The organism is Streptacidiphilus sp. BW17 (assembly GCF_041262485.1).
Taxonomy (GTDB): domain Bacteria; phylum Actinomycetota; class Actinomycetes; order Streptomycetales; family Streptomycetaceae; genus Streptacidiphilus.
The window spans coordinates 1-18,065 of the sequence record NZ_JBGCCR010000061.1 but is presented as its reverse complement, the minus strand read 5'-3'; the positions used below and the strand labels follow the sequence as shown (position 1 = coordinate 18,065).

Below are 18,065 nucleotides of genomic sequence, written 5' to 3'. Positions count from 1 at the left end.
CTGCTTCCGTTCGTTCCGTCCCGCGAACACACCAGCCATGCCAGCCATCTGAACCAGCATCAACCCGGACAGATCCTCGGAACGACTCCACCCTGAGGCCACATCAAGCTTGCGGCGCAGGCCAGCGCAAGGCCCCCGCACTGCCATCATGGACCACCCAGCCCAGCAAGGCGGTGTGCGTGCTCGCGGCATCGATCCCGACCAAACGCGCGGCTGGAGCATCGTGTGGCTCGTCCGGCCCGAGGACTGCTTACTGACCGCGGCTCTGTCGGTGCGGCCAGATAGTGTCCGCGGAGCCATCAGGTAGGAGAGGGGGGTCTGTGGGTGGCAAGTCAGGGATGTTGGTGTTCTCTGAGGGTCGTGCCGCTGACCGCCTTCGCGTGGCGCGTGAATCGGACGGGGCAGTCACTGCCGCGTTGGTCGTGCGGATCCACTCGGGGTCCGAAGTGGAACCAGCACCCGGGGAGTCGCTCTGGGACGGCACGTATCCGCCGGACGGGATCTGCTACGCGGCGAGCTTCAACGGCGTAGAGATCGTCTGCGACCGGCGTCTCATGGAGCACAGGCCGAGTCTGATGCTCTCGCACCTGCTCGTGGCCGGGCGCGGGGACCGTGTGTTCTTCCACGCGATGCACAGGGTCTCGGACGCTCTCACCTTCGCTGTCTGGGAGGGCGGCGTGCTGGTGCGCTCGCTCAGCCTGTCCCCGGACAGCGGGATCGTTGAGGACATTGGCGCCCCGTACGAGTTCGAGACACCGTTCTGGGCGGGTGAACGTCCTGTCGAGTCCGATCCGCGGTGGGGTGAGGACCAGCCCCCGTTCCCGCTCGGGTTCCATCCGCTCGAACTGGGCGAGGAGGCGTTGCGGAAGTTCGCCGGATTTGTGCTGGAGGGGCGTATCCACCCGGACGATGTGGATGCCGACGCTGTTCCCCTGTACGGCTTCCGCGTGACCGACCCGCACGGCCCTGATCCGGCCCGGGTCCGAGCGGAGCTCGAACAGCGCGTCGCCGCCATGCGGCTGCGCGGCCACACGACCGTCCAGTTCGGTATGAGCCGCGGTGAAGACGGTGCGTGATCGCTCGCGGCGAACTTCGGAGGGGAGAAGACGGTGAGCGTCACAGGCTTCTGGGTGGTCGGAGTCGTGTCGGACGGCGACGTCGTTCGGTTGCGTCGGGAGTTCCCCGGTGCTGATTGCTTCGGACGCCAGGAGCCTGGGCCGAGCGGCGATCTGGAGTGGTGGAGCGAGGAGGGCGCCCTGGATTCGTTCTTCGAGCCGGGACCGTACGGACCTGTGCCCACGGAACAGGCGTTGCGAGTCCAGGAGGTCCTCGCCGCGATGGGCTCAGCGGAGGAGCGGCATGAGGCGGACAAGGAGGAACTCCTGCAACTCGTCCCCCAGTGTGAGGGCGTCGGCCTCTTCTGCGCCTCGACGCGCAAGGGCGACCCAGTCGCCGCACTCCACTACGGTCTCGGCCCCGAAGCGGCCTTCCGGCTCCCCGGCCGGTATGGCGACTTCCTGGTCGACGCGGCCGGCGTCCGCTCAGCTTTGCCGGGCGTGGAGGCCACGCTCGACCTCACTCCCGGACGCCGCAGCGGTGTAAGAGAGCGCATCCGGGACTGGCTCGGCGGGATGACCGACGGAGCCGAGCATGACCTTGACGATCTGGTCGACGGCCCCCTGCGCGTACTGCGTCACGCCGCCCGACACGGCTTCGGCGCTGCTGGCATGACGCTGTGGTACTGAGCTGGCGGGCGGCCACATTGGTGAATCCAGTGCGCTCAACTGTCGTACGAATGAGCACTATCCTGGCTGGCACGGCGGCTGGACGGAGTTCCTGTGATGCTGGCCGTCTTGGGCGCTTGTCACCAATCTCGGCAGGCGTATATCTCTGCCGAAGGGGCGTACGTGGCGCGTCGTAGTTCAGGGCTCGCTTCGGTGGTAGCGGAGATCCAGCGCCAGCAACAGCGTCAGCGTCGGCAACAGGCCGCCGCTCAGCGATCCGCCGCAGCAGCTCAACGTCAGCAAGCCCAAGCGCGGGAGCAGGCATATCGGGCAGCGCAACGGGAGGCCGCACGTGGCCAAAAGGCCGCCCTCGCCGCCTATCAGCAGTCCCGCGAAACCGAGGTCGCCGCACGGAACAGCAGCATCGAGGCCCTCGTCCACGACCTTCGATCCGTGTTGAAGACCGGTCTCACCGCCCCAGCCTTCTCATGGCAACAGATGTGTACGCCCATCCAGATCCCGCCGTTCGACCCGGGGCAGCTGGGGCGTCCGATCGCGATGCCGGACAGCCGGTACTACCAGGTCGCGCCGCTGAGCGGACTCCAAGCGCTCAGCCCCGCCGCGAAACGGCAGCATGAAGCTCAGGTGGCCGAGGCCCGAGCTCGCTTCAACTACGACTGGCAGCGAGCCCAAGCGGCCGAAACAGACCGCCAGAGACGTCTTTCCGAGTACCACCAGCAGTTCACGGCTTGGGCTGCCGAGGAGCAGCGTCGAGGCACGGTCAGGGACGCGGAGGTGCATGCGCTCTGGTATCAGGTGGGTGCCGGAGACGGTGAGGCGGTACGCCAGTACTTCTCAGCGGCGCTCCTGCACACCGCCAGTGCGTGGCCTGTCGGCTTCCCTTGCCAGTTCGCCCTGGCTTACGACACGGCAGCTCGACAGCTCGTCATCAACTGGGAGCTGCCGACGATTGACATCGTGCCGGAGACCGCCCGGATCCGGTACTTCAAGACCGATGACCGCGAGAGCGAGATCTCCCGATCGCCGACGGAGCGACGGAACCTCCATCGGGAGGCTCTCGCGCAGAGTGGCCTGCGAGTTATTGCTGCCCTGTTCCAGGCGGACGACCAAGGAGTGCTCCAGTCCATCACTCTCAACGGCTACGCCAGGGCCCTGAGCCCGGCCACCGGCAACGAGATGGAGACGTTTCTCCTGACCGTCACCTGCCGCCGAGACCAGTTCAACGAGCTGGCTCTGGACCGTGTCGAGGCCGTGAGTTGCCTGCAAGGGCTCCACGGGCAGCTCTCGGGCCGGCCGGACCGACTCGAAGCTGTTCATCCGGGACGACAGCCTGACAGCGTCAATGGGGCCTTCTCCGAATCCGGGACCGATCACGACGAGGACTCCGACCTCTTCGACATGGACCCGATCAAGTTCGAGGAACTGATCGCGGAGCTCTTCCGGCTCCGCGGCCTGCAGGTGACCACCACCAAGAGAAGCGGTGATCAGGGCGTCGACGTCCTCGCGATCGACCCGGACCCGGTCACCGGTGGTCAGATCGTGATCCAGGCCAAGCGCTATAGGAACACGGTGAGCCCAGACGCCGTGCGCGACCTCTGGGGGACCGTCGACCACCACGGCGCCGCAAAGGGCATCCTGGTCACCACCGCGGGCTTCGGACCTGGATCCCACGAGTTCGCCCGCGACAAGCGGCTCACGCTGATCGACGGGCCGCACCTGGTCCAACTGCTCCAAGAGGTTGGCCTGCCCGGCCACCTTGGCGCGAGGTGATCCGTGGTGGGAGCGCGGTGGGGGCGGCGGAACCATCCCTGTCGGATGCTCGTTGGCACCATCGGGACTCGAAAACACTCCAGGCCCGGACAGATCGGAATGAATCAGCGCGACACGATGCCTCTTGATCAGTGGGTCCGGGGTTCGAGTCCCTGGCGGCGCATACGCATCAGGTGATCATCGAAGCCGTGGTCCTGCGGTGGCGGAACACCCGAACATCAAGCCATCGCAACAAGATCAGGGCCAGAGCCACTTCATGGGAACGTGGTCAACTTCGCCGAATTCTGATTCTTTGGGCTGGCCCGAGAAATTCGCTGGCAGTCATGCCGTCCGCCCCGGGTTGTTGACGGACAGTCAGGAGAACAACGTAAGCTGTTCTTCCTCGGGTTCCTGGGCGAGGCCAGGGTCCTCCGAGAGTTCCGGATCGAGCTCGCCCTCCGTTTCAGAGCCTTCCTCCGCTTCTGCTTCCTCGCTCTCGGTGATCACGCCCAGCGCCGTGACCAGGCCCCTGTCGTGAGCCGCGTCCCTTGCCTTCGGCAGTGCGGTGCCGGCATCGGGGGCGTCCAGGTTCTCCTCCTCCGATTCGGCTTCGCCTTCGGCGACGGTGGGGAGCACGTAGTGCTGAGCGAGGCTCGCGAGGTGCATCGGTAGCGGCAGCGACAGCGCGTCCAGGTAGTCGGGGGCCTGGCGCAGCTGGTGCACCGCGAGGGCGAGGGCTTCGGGTGAGTCGCCGTCGTCGGGGTGGCAGCCGAGCACGGCGATCTCCACGAGGCCGGGGTTCCAGGCGGGGATGTGGGTGTCGATCGTGGGCTCCCCCTTGTTGGGGCCCTGCCGCAGCGGGCGCGGTGCGATCTTGTCGGCTTCGACGGCGGAGTCGCGGAAAGTGCTGGCCTTGGGCGTAGTGCTGTAGAAGACCCGGCCGGAGGTCTGCTCGGCGTCCTCGTCCTCGACCCACATGCCCTGGGGAAGTCCGTTGATCCCGCCCGGGGCAGCGTTGCCCCACCACTGCGGGGTCTCCCTGCCGGCGGTACCGCGCACCCGGATCAGCCTGAGGTCGGCGTCCAGGCCTGACGGGAGGGCGTGGCCGGTCTTGATCAGGTCCTGTTCGGTGCGGCCGTCCTGGAGCCAGGGCCAGTGCATCCGGCTGTTCTGGGAGTGGGTCAGCAGTACGGTCGGCTGTCCGCGCAGGGAGCGGATCATCTTCTGCAGGTAGTGGCCGGTCGCCTTGCGCTGTTCGTCCATACTCTGCCGCCAGTAGCTGTAGTTGGACCGCCGCCGCGGCACGCTGCCCGCGGTAAGGGGCACTGCCTGGGCCTCGGCTGGCTCCGGTGTCTCGGCAACCTCTGGGATTTCGGCTGTCTTGACCAGGCCGAGCAGGAACCTGGCGTATGGGATCCACTGTCCGGCCTTTTCGTCCCAGCCCGCGACCGCCGCCAGGCCGCTGCCGGCCTCGATCGGGGTGACCATGACGGCGACGGGGGTGTGCCGGGGCACTCGGGTGGGGCCGTCCTTGCGGCGCTTGACCATGTAGGTGGCGACATAGCGAAGGCCTTCGGGGAGTGTGCCGCCGAGGGTGTGCTCGGGCAGGACGCGGACGCCGTATTGGCGCAGGGCGTCCTGCCAGGCCGAGTGGACTCGGTGGGGCAGGTTCTTCTCGGAGTTGTAGCCCTTGGCTTTCTTCGGCACCAGGGCGAACTGGGTGAGCACGCCGGCGTCTGCGCAGCCCAAGCGGATTGCGTACTTGGGGTCGTCCAGGCGGTGGGCGAAGTCTTGGCGGCGGTCGATCTCGACGAGGGCGATCTCGGGGTGTTGCGGGTCGGCTCCGTCGGCGGCAAGGAAGTCGGCTGCGGCCCTGCGTCGGGTGCGGATCCCTGTTTCCAGGGCCTTGGCCTTGGGTCGGGCCTTGGGGTCGATGCCCAGGGTGTCGGCGATGCCGCCGGTGGTGCGCAGGCAGCGCAGCCGCAGGGTGAGTTCGGGGGTCTGCCACTCGAGGACGACGGGGCTGCCCGGCTTGGCCAGGTCGTACGTCTCCTCGGCGGTGGCGGGCGCGGGTGCCCCGCCGTTGCCGTCGAGTCCCAGCACCTGCGCGAGTGCGCCGATCGCTGCGTCGCGCAGTGATGGTGTCTGCCAAAGCAGTCGGGCCTCGACCACGGCGGGTTCGGTGGCGGTGATCGCGAGCGCGGGGTCCTGGCCTGAGTTGATCCTGGCGGCCACGGCGAGGGCGGTCCTGCGGGCGTGTGCCTCGCGGACCTCCTCGGTCTTCTTCGCGGCGGTGTCCTTCGGCTTGGGGCGGGCGTTGGCGGGAGCGCTGGAGCCGGCAGCGGTCCGGGCAAGGGAGGGCACGCGGCGCAGTCCGTCGGGGAGTGCCTGTTCGGCCCATTCCGTGATCTGCGAGTGCTGATGGGACATCAGCCCGGTGCCGATGCCGTGGGCGCCCATGTGGGTGCTGTGGACGACGGCCGCGCGAGTGCCGGGCCCGTCGCCGATCCACTGCTGCGGTGTGGTGAGCAGGCTTTCGGGGGCGGGGAAGGGACGACTCAGGGTCAGTCGGCCGAGGATCTGTGCGGGACCGTTGTGCTTCCAGACGTAGGTTCCCGTCCTGCCGTCGTGGGTGAGCCGGGCCACGGCGTAGCGGTCGCTCGCTGGTGCTCCGGGAAGCCAGGGGATGCCGGGAAGGAGGTAGACGGAGGTGTCGCGGCCGTAGGGCAGGCGCAGCCGCTGGGACTTGGTGTCCGGGCGGGTGGCCCAGCGGCGGACGCCGGTGTGGAGGTGCAGGCGCGGCCGGGGGTCGAAGGGTGCGGTGTGCACGGAGATGTTGATCACGATGGAGAACCACCAGTCGCGGCCCTTGACCGGGTGTTGCAGCGGTTGTGAGAGCAGTTCCGCGCCCTGCTGCCGGGGTCCGCGTGGGACGGCGCGGAAGTGCAGACTGCCGGCGCTGTGCTGGTAGGGGCCGAGCGCGAGGATGCGCCGGGCCAGTGCGTCGGTGGCCAGCTGGTACTGGCGGTCCCTTGGGGCGGCGGTGCCGCCTTCGCTGGTGGGGCAGCCGAGGAGGTCGACGGTGGTGTCCTGCCACTGCGGCGGGGTGGAGCGCAGCGCGGAGAGTGTGGCCAGGACATCGCCGTGCTGGTCCGGCTTCGGGCGCAGGTCGTGCAGCCAGGCTCCGGTGAGCCGGTCCAGGGTGTCTCCGGGAAGTGGGTGGGGGGCGTCGATGGGGGCGTAGAGCCAGAAGTCCTCGGCCTGCTGTTTGAGATCGCGCGGACGGCCGCGGACGACCAGGTCGGGGGCGAGGCTCTGCAGCACACCGTCGAGGCGGAACGTGGGAGCGGTGCGGAAGGGTTCCGCTTCGGGGTCGCGGCCGAGGTTGCACAGTGCCAGGACGCTTTCGTGCCACTCCTCGGGGAACGCGAGGGCGCGGTAGTTGGCGGTCCACAGGTCGGCGTCGGGTGCGAGGAGGTAGGCGGCGCGGCTGATGTCTTGGTACGGGGCGGCCATGGGGTTCTGAGTCTCCTTCAGTTGCCGGCGCGGAGGCCGCACAGGGCGTCGTAGAGGGGGTGGTAGAGCGTGCGGACCAGGGCGGGGTCAGAGGGGTTGGGAAATGACTCCGGGGCGGCGTCCTGGTCGAAGTAGGGTGCGAGGACTTCGCGCAGCTTGGTGAGCAGTCCCTCGTCGGTGCGGCGGCGTCGGCCGCTGCCGCGGGCGGAAGCGGTTGTAGGGGCGCCGGCCTCGGCTAGGACGGGGGCGAAGGCCGCGTCAACGAATACCACCCGGGCGGGTACCCCGCCTCGGACGAGTCGGCCGATGACCTGCCAGATGGTGACCAGTTGGTCCCAGGCGAAGGAGGTTTTCTCGGCGGGGCTGAGCTGGGAGTAGATGTAGCGCCTCGACAGCAGCCTGCGCCATTCCCTGCGGGCCTGGAGTCGGAAGGCGAGTCCGGCTGCGTCCAGGCTCCCGGCGTCGGCGACGAGTTTGCTGAATGTGCCGGCTTCCAGGCCGGGCTGGTCGCGGACGAAGCGGGTGACCCAGTCGTTGACGGCGAAGACAGCCAGGGATAGGTCGTCGGGACGGGGGTGCGGGCGGGCGAGGAAGAGGACCGTCCCGAAGGCGGCCTTGCGGCTGCTGTTGAGGATGTTATGGCCGCGCTCGATGGCCATCAGCGGGGCGATCAGCACTTCGGCCTCCTCGTCCTCGGCGAATGCGGCGAGGTCTCCACGTCGTACGGCGGTGGCGCGGGCGAGACCGTCGCCTGCGTTGGAATCGCCGGGACTGGCATGGTCGAGTTCGGCGCTGTCGGAGGCCAGTACCCGGACCTTTCCGCGCCAGCGGGGCATGGCCTCCAGCAGGTCGGCGGCTGCGGTCGCGTCGCGGTAACTGCCGACCAGGAGCAGCGCCCGGTGGCGCTCGCCGTCCTCGATGCGCCGCAGCTCCCGGTCCAGCAGGGAGGAGTTGCCGGGGCTCGACTTGCCCAGCTGCGTGACAATCTGGCGCAGTACCAGAGCGCGGGCGTCGAGTTTGGATCCGGAAAGGGTCAGTGGGGCTCCCTCGCTGTCGTAGAGGAACAGGGTGCTGAAGCTGGTGCGGCGGATGGATTCGATCGCTGTCTGGTCCGGTTTGAGGACTGCCCGGACCGGGGCCATGACGTGGGCGCGGGTGGACGTTCCGGCCCAGCTGGTGCCGGACATCAGCAGGACGTGTGGGCCGGGGCGTCCTGCGGTGGGGTCCGCTCCCATGGCCGGCAGGTTGAGCAGGAGTTCGCGGCCGACGCCGGCACAGCGGAAGAAGCGGAGGGTGCCGGTGCGCTGTTCGTCTCCATCGGGTCCCCGCTCTGGGTCCTCGGGCAGGTACTGGAAGCCGAGCACGTTGCCCATGGGGGCTTCAGGGACGAACGGTGCATAGTCGAGTGGCGGGCGGCGCGAGAGTTCGTTGTCGGCGGTGTCCAGATGCAGTGCGGCCTCGACCTGCGGCCACAGGAAGGTGACACGTTCCAGGCGCTGGTGCAGTGCGGCCAGCAGCAGGGTGAACTCGAGTCGCATAGCGGTGCGGTCCAGCCATGGCTCGGTACCCCAGGTGTCCACAGGGTCGCGGTCGGGCTGCCCGAGGCGGGGGTCGTCCTGGTGCAGGGAGCCGTCGAGCAGGGGTGATCCGTCGAGCAGGGTGTCCAAGGTGACGCGTACGCGTGCTCTGGTGGCCTTCTCATCGAGGGTGTGCAGGAGGTCGTTGGCCCTGAGGACGAGGGCGTCGACGTCCGGGCCGTGCGGACCGCGGTCGCCGAGTGGGTCGTCGCGGAAGGCGTCGAGGGTGTCCGTGACCGCACGTCGGCGGTCCGCCCACGCCTCGGTGTCGGGGCCGGACGGCAGGGTGGCAGGGTCGTCTGGGTCCGGTTCCTCGTCCAGGTCATAGACGTCCGCGTCGGAACGGACCCCGTCTGGTGAGGTGTTGTCGGTTCGGTGCCGGGGGTACCAGTCGGAGACGAGTTTTTCCTGGAGTGTCCAGGCGCTGAAGTACTCGATGTCGGCCCAGCCGCGCAGGTCCGCATCGGTGATCAGCATCCGGTACAGGCGGTTGGCTGCGATGCCGACCAGATCCAGGGACGCGGACCAGCGCTCTACATCGCGTGCCGACAACGGGAGGCGGCCCTGCCGGGCCAGCTCGTCGATCTTGTGGATGCCGAGTCGGTCCAGCCAGGACTCGGGGCCGCGCACGATCAGGGTCGCCGAGGGGGCGAAGGCGGTGTCGAGTTGCATCTGCACCCGGTCGGCCTCGTCGACGATGATGATGTCGCTGCGCAAGCAGGCGAGTTCGAGTCGGCGCAGCCGTTCGTCGTTGAGGTGGTGCGGTACAGAGCTCTGTACCAGGCTGGCCGGGTTGGCCACCCAGATCAGTGCTTCCACCATGGCGCGATCGGTCGCGTGCCGGGGGCACGCGCTCCACACCGGGCAGCCGTGGTTGCTCCGCAGCTCGTCCCCGTCCCCGGGACCCGTCGCCGTGGCATCCCGGTCCGGTTCCGGAGCCGAGGAGTGCCGGTAATCGGGCAGGGGGATTTCGCCGACGACCGTGTGTCCGGGCCGCTTGACGGGACGCAGTTCGATGCATGGTGCGTCGACATAGCGCAGCGGCTCGGCGGCCTCCAGTCCGCGCAGGGCGTCCAGGGCGCATACCGTGCTGAGGTCGTCGAAGGCGGGGTCGTCATGGCTGAGCAGGGAGTCCCGTCCACGAGCGGCAAGCCGGCGGTGCAGGCGGGACGCGTGCTGCTCGCGGGTGGTGCCGCCGAGTACGGGGGCGGCGCTCAGGCCGAGGTCCCGGAACAGGCTGGTGAGGGTTAGCTGTTCGGCGACGTCGCCGACGACCAGGGTGGTGCGGAGTCCCTTGCGGGCGCCCCAGGCGGCGATGAGCGTCATCAGGGTGCTCTTTCCGGCGCCGACCATGCCGACCAGGTGCAGTAGCCGGTCCAGGCGCAGGACCTGTGACTCCTCGAAACGCAGACCGTCGGCTGACAGGACGTCAAGGCTCAGGTCCGCGAGACGCTGGGTCCAGGCTCCGGGGCGAAGGCCGAACTCGAGCGCCGCCGCGTCCATCCAGCGGGCGGTTTCGGCGAGCTCGGCGAGTGGGACGTCCAGGGGGCGTCCCGCGGTGCTTGGCACCTCGGCCAGGTCGTGCCCGGTGGCAGGAGGGAGGCAGAGCTGTTCGGGAATGGTCACCGCGGCCGGGCGGCGGCGCTCGGTGAAGCGCGCGGGGCCCGCTGGGGCCAGGTGCAAAGGGCGTCGGTCGAACCCAGGCAGCTGGGACAGCGCCCGATCGTAGCGGGCGAACCGGTCGGCGGCGACGGTCGGCTCCACTCGGCGCGCCGGGGCGCCACCGTCCTCCGGCAGACGGTAGCCGCGCAGCCGTGGCGGCAGCTGCCGGTAGGCGTCCAGGCACTGGAGCCACATCCGGCGGCGTCGCAGCTTCCACAGCAGGTGGCGTGCGGCGTCTAGCTGTACCTGGTGCGCCGGCGTCGCGGCGATGCCGGAGACGGTGGCGAAGGGGTATCCGCCGAGGAGCGTGTAGACGCCCTCGGCGTCGCGGGTCGGGTCCAGTCCCTCCAGCAGCCGTAGCCCCAGCTCGACCTGGCATAGCAGGGAGGGCTTGATGTCGGCGTGCTCCGCAGGCCAGACCCGTTCCAGGTCCTTCGCCAAGGGCTGGTACCACTCGCTGCTGTTACGCACGGGGGGCTCCGTTCCAGGGGTGGGCGCTGTCGAGGCAGATGCCGGTCGTGCCGTTCAGGCGGGCTTCGGCGAGTTCGACGAGGCGGTTGTCGGTGAGCAGGGGCAGCCCTTGGGCCGCAGCGGGGCGATTGCGCCGGTAGGTGCCCAGGTAGTCGTGGTGGGCGTCGGCCTGTTCCTGGGGCACGACCCAGCACGACTCGTCGTAGGGGGGCTCCGGGCGGACGGGTTTCGCCGAGCGGCCGAGCAGCCCGGGGTGCTTCCAGTCCTTAACGTCGACTGCCCAAACGCGTCCGTCGGGGAAGGTGACGCGCAGGTCGTAGGCATCGAAGCCGGGCCAGAGCTCGACGGCGAGCCCGAGCCTGTTCAGGCGTGTTTCAAGATCGACCTCGGCGCGTCCGGGGCTGGCGACGAACTGCCGTAGCGGGCGCTGCAACTGGAGAAGCCCTCCCGAGTCCGCGTCGGTCAGTACCCGCCCGTGCGGGGGTGTGCCCCGCCGGCGGCACCGGTCGCGTTCGCACCACCAGCCGCCATCCGCAAGCGGGGTCAGCAGGGTGAGGCAGCGTCCGCAGGTGATGTAGACGCCCTGATGCTGGTAGCTGACGGGGGCGGCCACGTAGCACTGGTCCACGAGTTCGAGGACCGGAGCGAGGAACAGATCGGTGTCGACCTCGAACTTCTCGACGCTGGTGAGCACCGGGCGATCAACCAAGAGGCGCCGGAAGGCCGTGTAGGACTCGGGCGACGCCGCCTGACGGCACAGCCGCATCGCGGTGTAGACGACATCACGGTCGAACTGCGCGGCCCCGGCGTCCTTGGCCCTGATCCACCACTCGTGGCACAGCTGGGTGGGAACCAGCGCGTCGGGATCCACCAGGTACTCGTCCGCTCCGAATGCATCCGGGGGGAGTTCCAGGGGCCAGTCCTCCAAGGGGCGGCTGTGGCACCAGAAGAGCAGATCCGGCAGGCTACGGGGAATCTCCTCGACTCCGCGCAGCAGGCAGGCCAGCACCGTCCGGTCCAGTGCTTGCTGTGCCTCAGCGGGGTAGGGCAGCTTGAAGGAGGCGAGATTGCCGAGGTCGGCGACCTGGATGACCGCTCCGGCGATGGTGTGCACGAGCTGGACATCCGGGTAATCGAGCCAGTCCGAGCGCTGTGCGGGACGCAGGGGGATCATCAGGATTCCTCGGTAGCGGCGGCAAGGTGGTCGCGGCCGGACCGGCACCAATTGCGGGCTTCGCAGCTGCGGCAGGACCGGCCGGGGGTGGCGGGGTAGAGCTGGTCCTCGGCCCAGGGCCGGGCGAGTGCGGCGATCACTTCCCGCGCCTCGGACACGACCCGGGGACGGGAGGGATCCAGCTCCTCCAACGTCAGGTCGTCGCAGTGGAGCAGCTCGAGCTCCACCCGCGAGCGAGCGATGTTACCGCCAAGTACACCGGCGGCCAGCATCAGTACGCCCATGGCGAGTTGGGGGTAGCGGGCCATCAGAGGCTCGCCTTCGTAGAGTCGGCTGTTGGCCGTCTTCATCTCCCACCAGACCCAGCTGCCGCTGCGGGTGTAGAGCAGATCGGGCGTGGCGATCAGTACCAGATCCAGCTCCGGGTCGAAGCAGGCGACCTGGTGCTGGACGCGCACCAGCTCACCGGGCCCGAGGCCGTTCAGGGGGCACACGTAGGCATGCTGTTCGAGCATGGCGGCACCGTCTTCGGCCTCCTTGCCGACGAGGTGCAGGCCGCCCACATTCCATGAGGACGGGTCCGCGGGCCCGGGCAAGTCCCGGCAGCCATCGTGCGGGTGGGTCCCGTGGCGCTCATTCAACCAGCTGTCCACTGCGCGACCCCTGCGGATCTCCGAGCTCTCGGGCTGCGCCGAGCGCAGCTTGAGCTGCCTGGTCGCGTGGTACTTGGCGGGGCAGTCCCGGTAGCTGCGCAGGTCGGTGACCGAGACGCTGCGGCGTGCCCGCTTGGGCCCTGTAGGCGTTATCTGCAGCAGTCCCGGGCTGCGAGCCAGTGCTCCGCACCCGGACAATGCCTTGCAGTCGACGCAACTGGAGCCCGGCAGAGCCCGGGTGTCGTCGATGGCCCGGATCAGGGCCGGCCACGCGTCCGAGGCGAATCGCTGGTGCGCCGTCGCCCGGTCCCAGTCGAGCAGCGTGGCGCTGGTCCCCACTCCGCAGCCGAACTCGATGACCCGGACGCGCTCGGGCGCGCTGGTGCGGCCAGGATGGAGCGACCCGGCCGGCACCGGCGTGTGCCGGGCCTTCCATCCTCCCTTGGCGGGCATCCCCCGGGCAGCCACGAAGGCCGCAGCCGCCTTCTCGGCCTTGGGGCGGTCCTCCTTCGTCGCTCCGAAGGAAAGGAGCCACAGGTCCCGAGTTGAACCGTCCCGGGCCACGTAGCGCCGCCCCCAGGCTGTCGCCTCGTAGGTGTCCGCTCCGCGGGAGTCGATCTGGCCCGGGTCTTTGCCCACCACCCACTTGTCGGTCACGGGATGAGTGGGCGGAAGCCCGGCCGACTGTCGGGCCTGTTGATCTGCCTCTCGGGCCGCGACGAAGCGCTGGACCGCCTCCTCGGTCCACGCCAGCAGCACGGGATGTGCCCTACGGCGTCCCTTGAGACCGAAAGTGCCCTCGGTGAGCCAAAGTTGCTCAATCGCCCACTCGGGTGCCTTCCTGCCGTGTTCAATCAAGTCCATTGCATCCATGAAGACCTTGAGGGTGAAGTCCTGCAATGTTTCTGCGCGTTGGGCTGATTCTTGATCTGCGCGCAGCATCGGACGTGCGTCGCTGCTGCGCTTCAGGGGGCAGTCGTGAGGATCGAGCCGCGCGGCAGGGAGGTTGGTACGGATCAGGCTGATATCTCCGGTGGTTCCGGGTGGCACCGGCCAGTGAGTCACGGTCTCCCCAAGGCAGTACGGCAGGAGGCGCCAAGTGGCGTCCCAACGGGCAAGTCCAGCATGGCACAAAAAGTCTGTGAACACAGTCGATGGACGGACTGATGTATATTTCCTTCACAGTGGCATCTGTCCGTCGAGGCATCGGTGGAACCGGACACGTGCGTCCTGCCGGTTCCTTGCCGTGCGAGCCGTGGGCGCGCGTCAGAGGTAGGGGCGTGTATGGAGCCGGGAGACGTACTGGGCAACCGGTACGAACTGCTGAAGGTCAAGGGCCGAGGCGGTATGGCCGACGTGTGGGAAGCAGAGGATCTGCTCGAGCGGCGTCAAGTGGCCGTCAAATTCCTCCGCGCGGACTGCGGGCCCTCGGACTCCCTGGACGAAGCCGAATGGCAGGCCGAGCTCGAGCGGATGCGTGGCCGTTTCAGGCGCGAGGGCGCGCTCCTCGGAAAGCTGCACCACCAGGGCATCCCCGAGCTCTATGACCAGGGCAACCACCGCTCCGAGCCCTTTATCGTGATGCGCCTGGTCAAGGGCAAGGACCTGCACCGCTTTCTCGACCAGTACACGCCTACCATCGCCGTCGCGGCCGCCATCGGCTTCCAGATCGCCGACGCCCTCGCGTGCGCACATGACTTGCCTGTGGTACACCGCGACCTCAAGCCGTACAACCTGATCGTCGATGAGGACGGCATCATCGTCCTCATCGACTTCGGCATCGCCAAGCCGCTGTGGCCGGGCGTCACCGACTACACCCCGGACGGCAGCACCGTGGGCAGCAGGGGGTACGAGGCCCCGGAACAGATCCTGGAACGCCAGATCACTCCGAAAACCGATCTCTATGCCCTCGGTTGTGTCCTTTACCGCCTGCTGACCGGCAGACCTCCGTTCTCAGGAGAGCGATTGCGGGACCAGCACGTGCACGACAAGCCGGTCCCGCTTTCGCACCATGTCGAGCACATTCCGCCCGAGCTGGAAGCGCTCACCCTGAAGCTGCTGGAGAAGGACCCGGACGACCGCCCAGAGGACGCGCACGTAGTCAGGGAGGTTCTGCGCGTGTACGCGCCCCGGGAAGGCGATCCGGCTCCCTCCCCTCGGTTGGAGCCGGACCCCACAGGTCTGCTGCGCAAGCCTGACTCGTATCAGCTACCCACCGCAGCGGCAGTTTCCCGGGTCGCCCCTGCGCGCCGCAGGCGACGAGACGTCGCTTTCCTCAGCAGGCGCTCGTTCAGGGACCTCTGCGTCCAGGCCCAGTCCGAAATCGACACCGGCGACCCGGGAGACGTCCTCGAACGCCTGGCGGACATTCTTCCGACAGCGCGACGCGACTGGGGACCATCCGACCCGCACGTCCGCGAGGCCTACCGCCTGGCAGCGAACGGCATGCGCATCGCAGGACGATATACACAGGCGCTCTCGCTCTACGACGACCTGGTACGGCAGTCTCAGGACAGCCTGGATCCCAGCGACGTGGCGGACTTCCTGGATGGAACGCTCGGGGCAGCCGAGTGCCGCATCCCATTCGGTGAACTGCTCCCGGCCTTGCAGGCGCTGACAAGGGTGGTGGCAGCGCTCCCCGGGCTTGCCCAGGAACGCGCCATCGTCCTGGCCGAGCGCTGCCGCGAGGTCGGCCTCGAGCTCACGGAACTCGGCTTCGACGAACGAGTGGCTGCGGCGCTCCCTCGTCTGGGCACGGACTGATCCTCACCCGTTCGAGGACGCCCTGCGGGGGCTGCGGAGGCGACCCGCCACGAGCCCGTCACCGAGCCCTCGAAGCACATCAGTGCCGACGGATCCCAGGGCGAGCAACGCGTCCTCAAATGCCAGGAGTTCGCGAAAGGCGGTGCCGTAGGGGCGCTGCTCCGCTAGGGGCAGCTGAAGCACCTGCAGCTTTCGGACATCGACACGCGCGGAGCTGGAAGTATGGGAACTCGCCTGTCGCACGTTCGCCGGCGCGCGTAGGCATCCGGCGAGAAACCAGGGGTCGACGACCTCCGGATCCGTGCGCAACGCGTACAACTGCGACCCCAGCACCAACGGACCGTCCACCTGCACCCACACCCGGAAGGCTCGCTCGACGCCGACCACGACCACGTCGCCCGGGTCAGCGATCGTCAATACGCCAGCCTGCAGCCCTGACAGCACGTCTGCTCCACTCAACCAACCTCCGGGAAGCCCGTCCAAGACCAGGTCGGACACGCTCAGGACCGGCACCGCACCCTCGGGGAGAACATCCCCCTTCAGTAGGTCAGCTGAGGGTGCCTGCCCTGTACTCAGGCTCAGGGCACGGGCACGATCCAGATCTCCCACCGTGACTGTCGTGACCGAATCGCCATCGGCAGACAGATCGATACGTGAGAGCTCACGCGCATATTCTCCGACGTCGTGCAGAAGGCCATCGAACCGGCTCCAGGACTCGTGTAGCTTGAGTTGGGCCCCAGCAGCCGTCTCGGGAACATATCGGGCCGGGGTGAGATCCACTTGATCGTCCAATAGATCCATCACCGGCAAGGCTAGGCAGCCCGCCGGCAACCGTCCCGTTGCGCTGACGCTCCCCTCCTCCCAGGAGAAGGCGCTCACGGCGTCGAGGACCTGGCTCGGCAGGCGCTCCCAGTCGATCGTATGCGCCCCTTTCGCGGCTCCGGGGGCGACTGCGGCGGCATCCAGCATGAAGAAGCGCTGTCTGGGGCTGACGCCACCCTCCGCCTCCGGAGCGTGCAGGATCCACAGGTGTAGGGAAACGCTGTGCGGTTGCGCAGCACCGGCGGGCAGGGCAATCACGCCGCGAAGCGCACCTGCGCGGAGGAGCGCTCCTCGAATACGCCGCCCTGCCTTGCGGGATGCCACGGCCGGAGGGAGGAGCACGACGGCGACGCCCCCCGGCCTCAGCCGGGCAAGGGCGTGTTCGATCCAGGCCAGTTCGGGCTCGGTCCGCGGCGGCAGGCCAAACACCCAGCGCGGATCAGTGGCAAGCTCCTCGTGGCCCCAGTCGCGTTCGTTGAACGGCGGATTGCACAACACGACGTCGGCCTGGGCGTCGCCATGCGGATCGTTCCGGAGTGAGTCTCCGTCTCGGATATCCACGCTCGGACGGCTGTGACCGAAAGGCGAGTCGATTCCCTCCGTTGCCGCGAAGCCCAACCGTACGGTTGCCAGTGCCGTGAGGGTCGGATCGAGCTCGACGCCCAGGAGCACCGGAGGAGCACTGCCGGGACTCGTCACCGTCCAGTGTCTACTCGCGGCCAGGAGTAGCCCACCGGCGCCGCATGCCGGATCCAGGATCGTGGGCGCCCCCATGCGATCTCCTCCGACCACGGCGGCGACATCTACCATCAATCGGGCCAACGGAGCCGGGGTGGCGCTGATCTGACGCACATGAGCGTCAAGCCAACGCGTGAGCAGGAAGTCGAAGGTCTGACGGCCGCCTTCGCGCTGAGCGATTTCAACTGTCTGCTCCACGAGCCCGGACGTCGGACCCGGCGGTGCGGCGTTCGCTGACGCTGCTCCGCCCGACTGCCCAGCCAGGACACGCTTCCCCGCCTGGGCGATCGCGATTCCCATCACCGCGCGGTCGCCCAGGGCTTCGAACTGCGGCCACAGTCGTTCGCGTTGTCCAATCCGTTCAAGCTTTCCCTGTTCCCGAAGCCACCGCTCGACCTGTGCCAGCGAGAACTGCGGGCTGGTGTCCGTCCCACCAACCGGCATGGGGAAGTTGTCGTGCCGCCGACGCCAGTTACTCGCTGCCGCCCGGCCGACACCCGCGAGACGCGCGATCTCCGCAAGGGTGACGGAAACGTCAGTGGGCTCAGGCATGGGTTCTCCGAACAGCTAGACAGGGGGCGAGGTAGGTCGCGTTGTCGCTTGTGGCTGGCATGCCGCCTCGCCGTATCGCCACAATTATACGCCGGAATCATCATTGACAGAGTTCACAGCGTCATGAATCTCCCGTTCCGACACCCACGAACTCGTAGCATCAGCCGGGCCACGGCCGAATCGGATCGGGCCCGCGATGCACGTCACTCCGGATGTCGAGCTCTCGAGGGTGCCGGGTGTCGAGGCGACAGACCTTGAGCGATCGGGGGCTGCGCCGAGATTCCGGATGCCACGGGTCCTGAGTCCGGCGACAGTGTGTCCGTATCGAGGTGGTACGCGTGTCGGCGTCGCTTCTGGCCGATAGGCCAGAAGCAGCGATCGCCAGACACTGCTGCGCTGACCAGCCCTCTCGAACGGGCGATTGCTCGCGGAACGGTCGACGGTCCGCGCGGTGGCGTGCTAGTTCCAGGATGTGCCCACATCCAGGAGTCCCCTCAATGAGAAGCAGATAAGTGTGCTGCGCTGGATTGCCGACGGCTGCCCAGAGGTGAGGTTGGTCCGCTTTGACGGACATCCGAGATCAGGGGTCACGGCCCCGGAGGGATGTCCATCATGGAAGACATGGGGAAGAAGAAGCCTCGAC

At 68.3% G+C, this 18,065-nt stretch carries 9 protein-coding genes; 4 read left to right on the top strand and 5 right to left on the bottom strand.

The window, feature by feature from the left end; genetic code table 11:
- The first annotated feature begins 446 nt into the window (after nt 1–446).
- The 3 genes from ABH940_RS36220 (at nt 447) to ABH940_RS36210 (ending at nt 3,515) form a co-directional block, all read left to right on the top strand.
- Nucleotides 447–1,076 carry a hypothetical protein gene (locus ABH940_RS36220; protein WP_370107221.1) on the top strand — a complete coding sequence of 210 codons (630 nt, stop codon included), beginning with the start codon at nt 447–449 and terminating at the stop codon, nt 1,074–1,076.
- A 33-nt stretch (nt 1,077–1,109) separates the two neighbouring features.
- Nucleotides 1,110–1,745 carry a hypothetical protein gene (locus ABH940_RS36215; RefSeq protein WP_370107219.1) on the top strand — a complete coding sequence of 212 codons (636 nt, stop codon included), beginning with the start codon at nt 1,110–1,112 and terminating at the stop codon, nt 1,743–1,745.
- 162 nt (nt 1,746–1,907) lie between these two features.
- A complete protein-coding gene (locus tag ABH940_RS36210) occupies nt 1,908–3,515 on the top strand; it encodes a restriction endonuclease (RefSeq protein ID WP_370107217.1) in 1,608 nt (535 codons plus the stop codon).
- 354 nt (nt 3,516–3,869) lie between these two features.
- On the opposite strand, the gene ABH940_RS36205 is transcribed toward ABH940_RS36210, so the two are convergent.
- The 4 genes from ABH940_RS36205 to ABH940_RS36190 are packed head-to-tail and all read right to left on the bottom strand — an operon-like array spanning nt 3,870 to nt 13,204.
- Entirely contained in the window at nt 3,870–7,010 is a 3,141-nt protein-coding gene (locus ABH940_RS36205) for a pPIWI_RE module domain-containing protein (RefSeq protein ID WP_370107216.1), read from the bottom strand.
- A 17-nt stretch (nt 7,011–7,027) separates the two neighbouring features.
- On the bottom strand, nt 7,028–10,720 hold the full coding sequence (locus ABH940_RS36200; protein WP_370107214.1) for a hypothetical protein: 3,693 nt from the start codon (nt 10,718–10,720) through the stop codon (nt 7,028–7,030).
- Nucleotides 10,713–11,894: a hypothetical protein gene (locus tag ABH940_RS36195; protein WP_370107213.1), complete on the bottom strand. Its 1,182-nt coding sequence runs from the start codon at nt 11,892–11,894 to the stop codon at nt 10,713–10,715. Before ABH940_RS36195 ends, ABH940_RS36200 begins: the two co-directional genes overlap by 8 nt.
- The gene (locus tag ABH940_RS36190; RefSeq protein ID WP_370107211.1) at nt 11,894–13,204 is read right to left on the bottom strand and encodes a PD-(D/E)XK nuclease family protein; all 1,311 of its coding nucleotides are present in this window, start codon (nt 13,202–13,204) and stop codon (nt 11,894–11,896) included. The genes ABH940_RS36195 and ABH940_RS36190 overlap by 1 nt, the downstream gene beginning before the upstream one ends.
- Before the next feature lie 627 nt (nt 13,205–13,831).
- Here ABH940_RS36190 and ABH940_RS36185 point away from each other — a divergent pair.
- Nucleotides 13,832–15,310: a serine/threonine-protein kinase gene (locus ABH940_RS36185; protein WP_370107209.1), complete on the top strand. Its 1,479-nt coding sequence runs from the start codon at nt 13,832–13,834 to the stop codon at nt 15,308–15,310.
- Nucleotides 15,311–15,313: 3 nt separating this feature from the next.
- Here ABH940_RS36185 and ABH940_RS36180 read toward each other — a convergent pair whose 3' ends face one another.
- On the bottom strand, nt 15,314–17,422 hold the full coding sequence (locus ABH940_RS36180) for an N-6 DNA methylase (protein ID WP_370107207.1): 2,109 nt from the start codon (nt 17,420–17,422) through the stop codon (nt 15,314–15,316).
- Nucleotides 17,423–18,065 lie beyond the last annotated feature (643 nt).

Coding starts and splice junctions, on each gene's coding strand:
- ABH940_RS36205 (WP_370107216.1), bottom strand. CDS start 7,010: ATGGCCGCCCCGTACCAAGACATCAGCCGCGCCGCCTACCTCCTCGCA.
- ABH940_RS36195 (WP_370107213.1), bottom strand. CDS start 11,894: ATGATCCCCCTGCGTCCCGCACAGCGCTCGGACTGGCTCGATTACCCG.
- ABH940_RS36185 (WP_370107209.1), top strand. CDS start 13,832: ATGGAGCCGGGAGACGTACTGGGCAACCGGTACGAACTGCTGAAGGTC.
- ABH940_RS36180 (WP_370107207.1), bottom strand. CDS start 17,422: ATGCCTGAGCCCACTGACGTTTCCGTCACCCTTGCGGAGATCGCGCGT.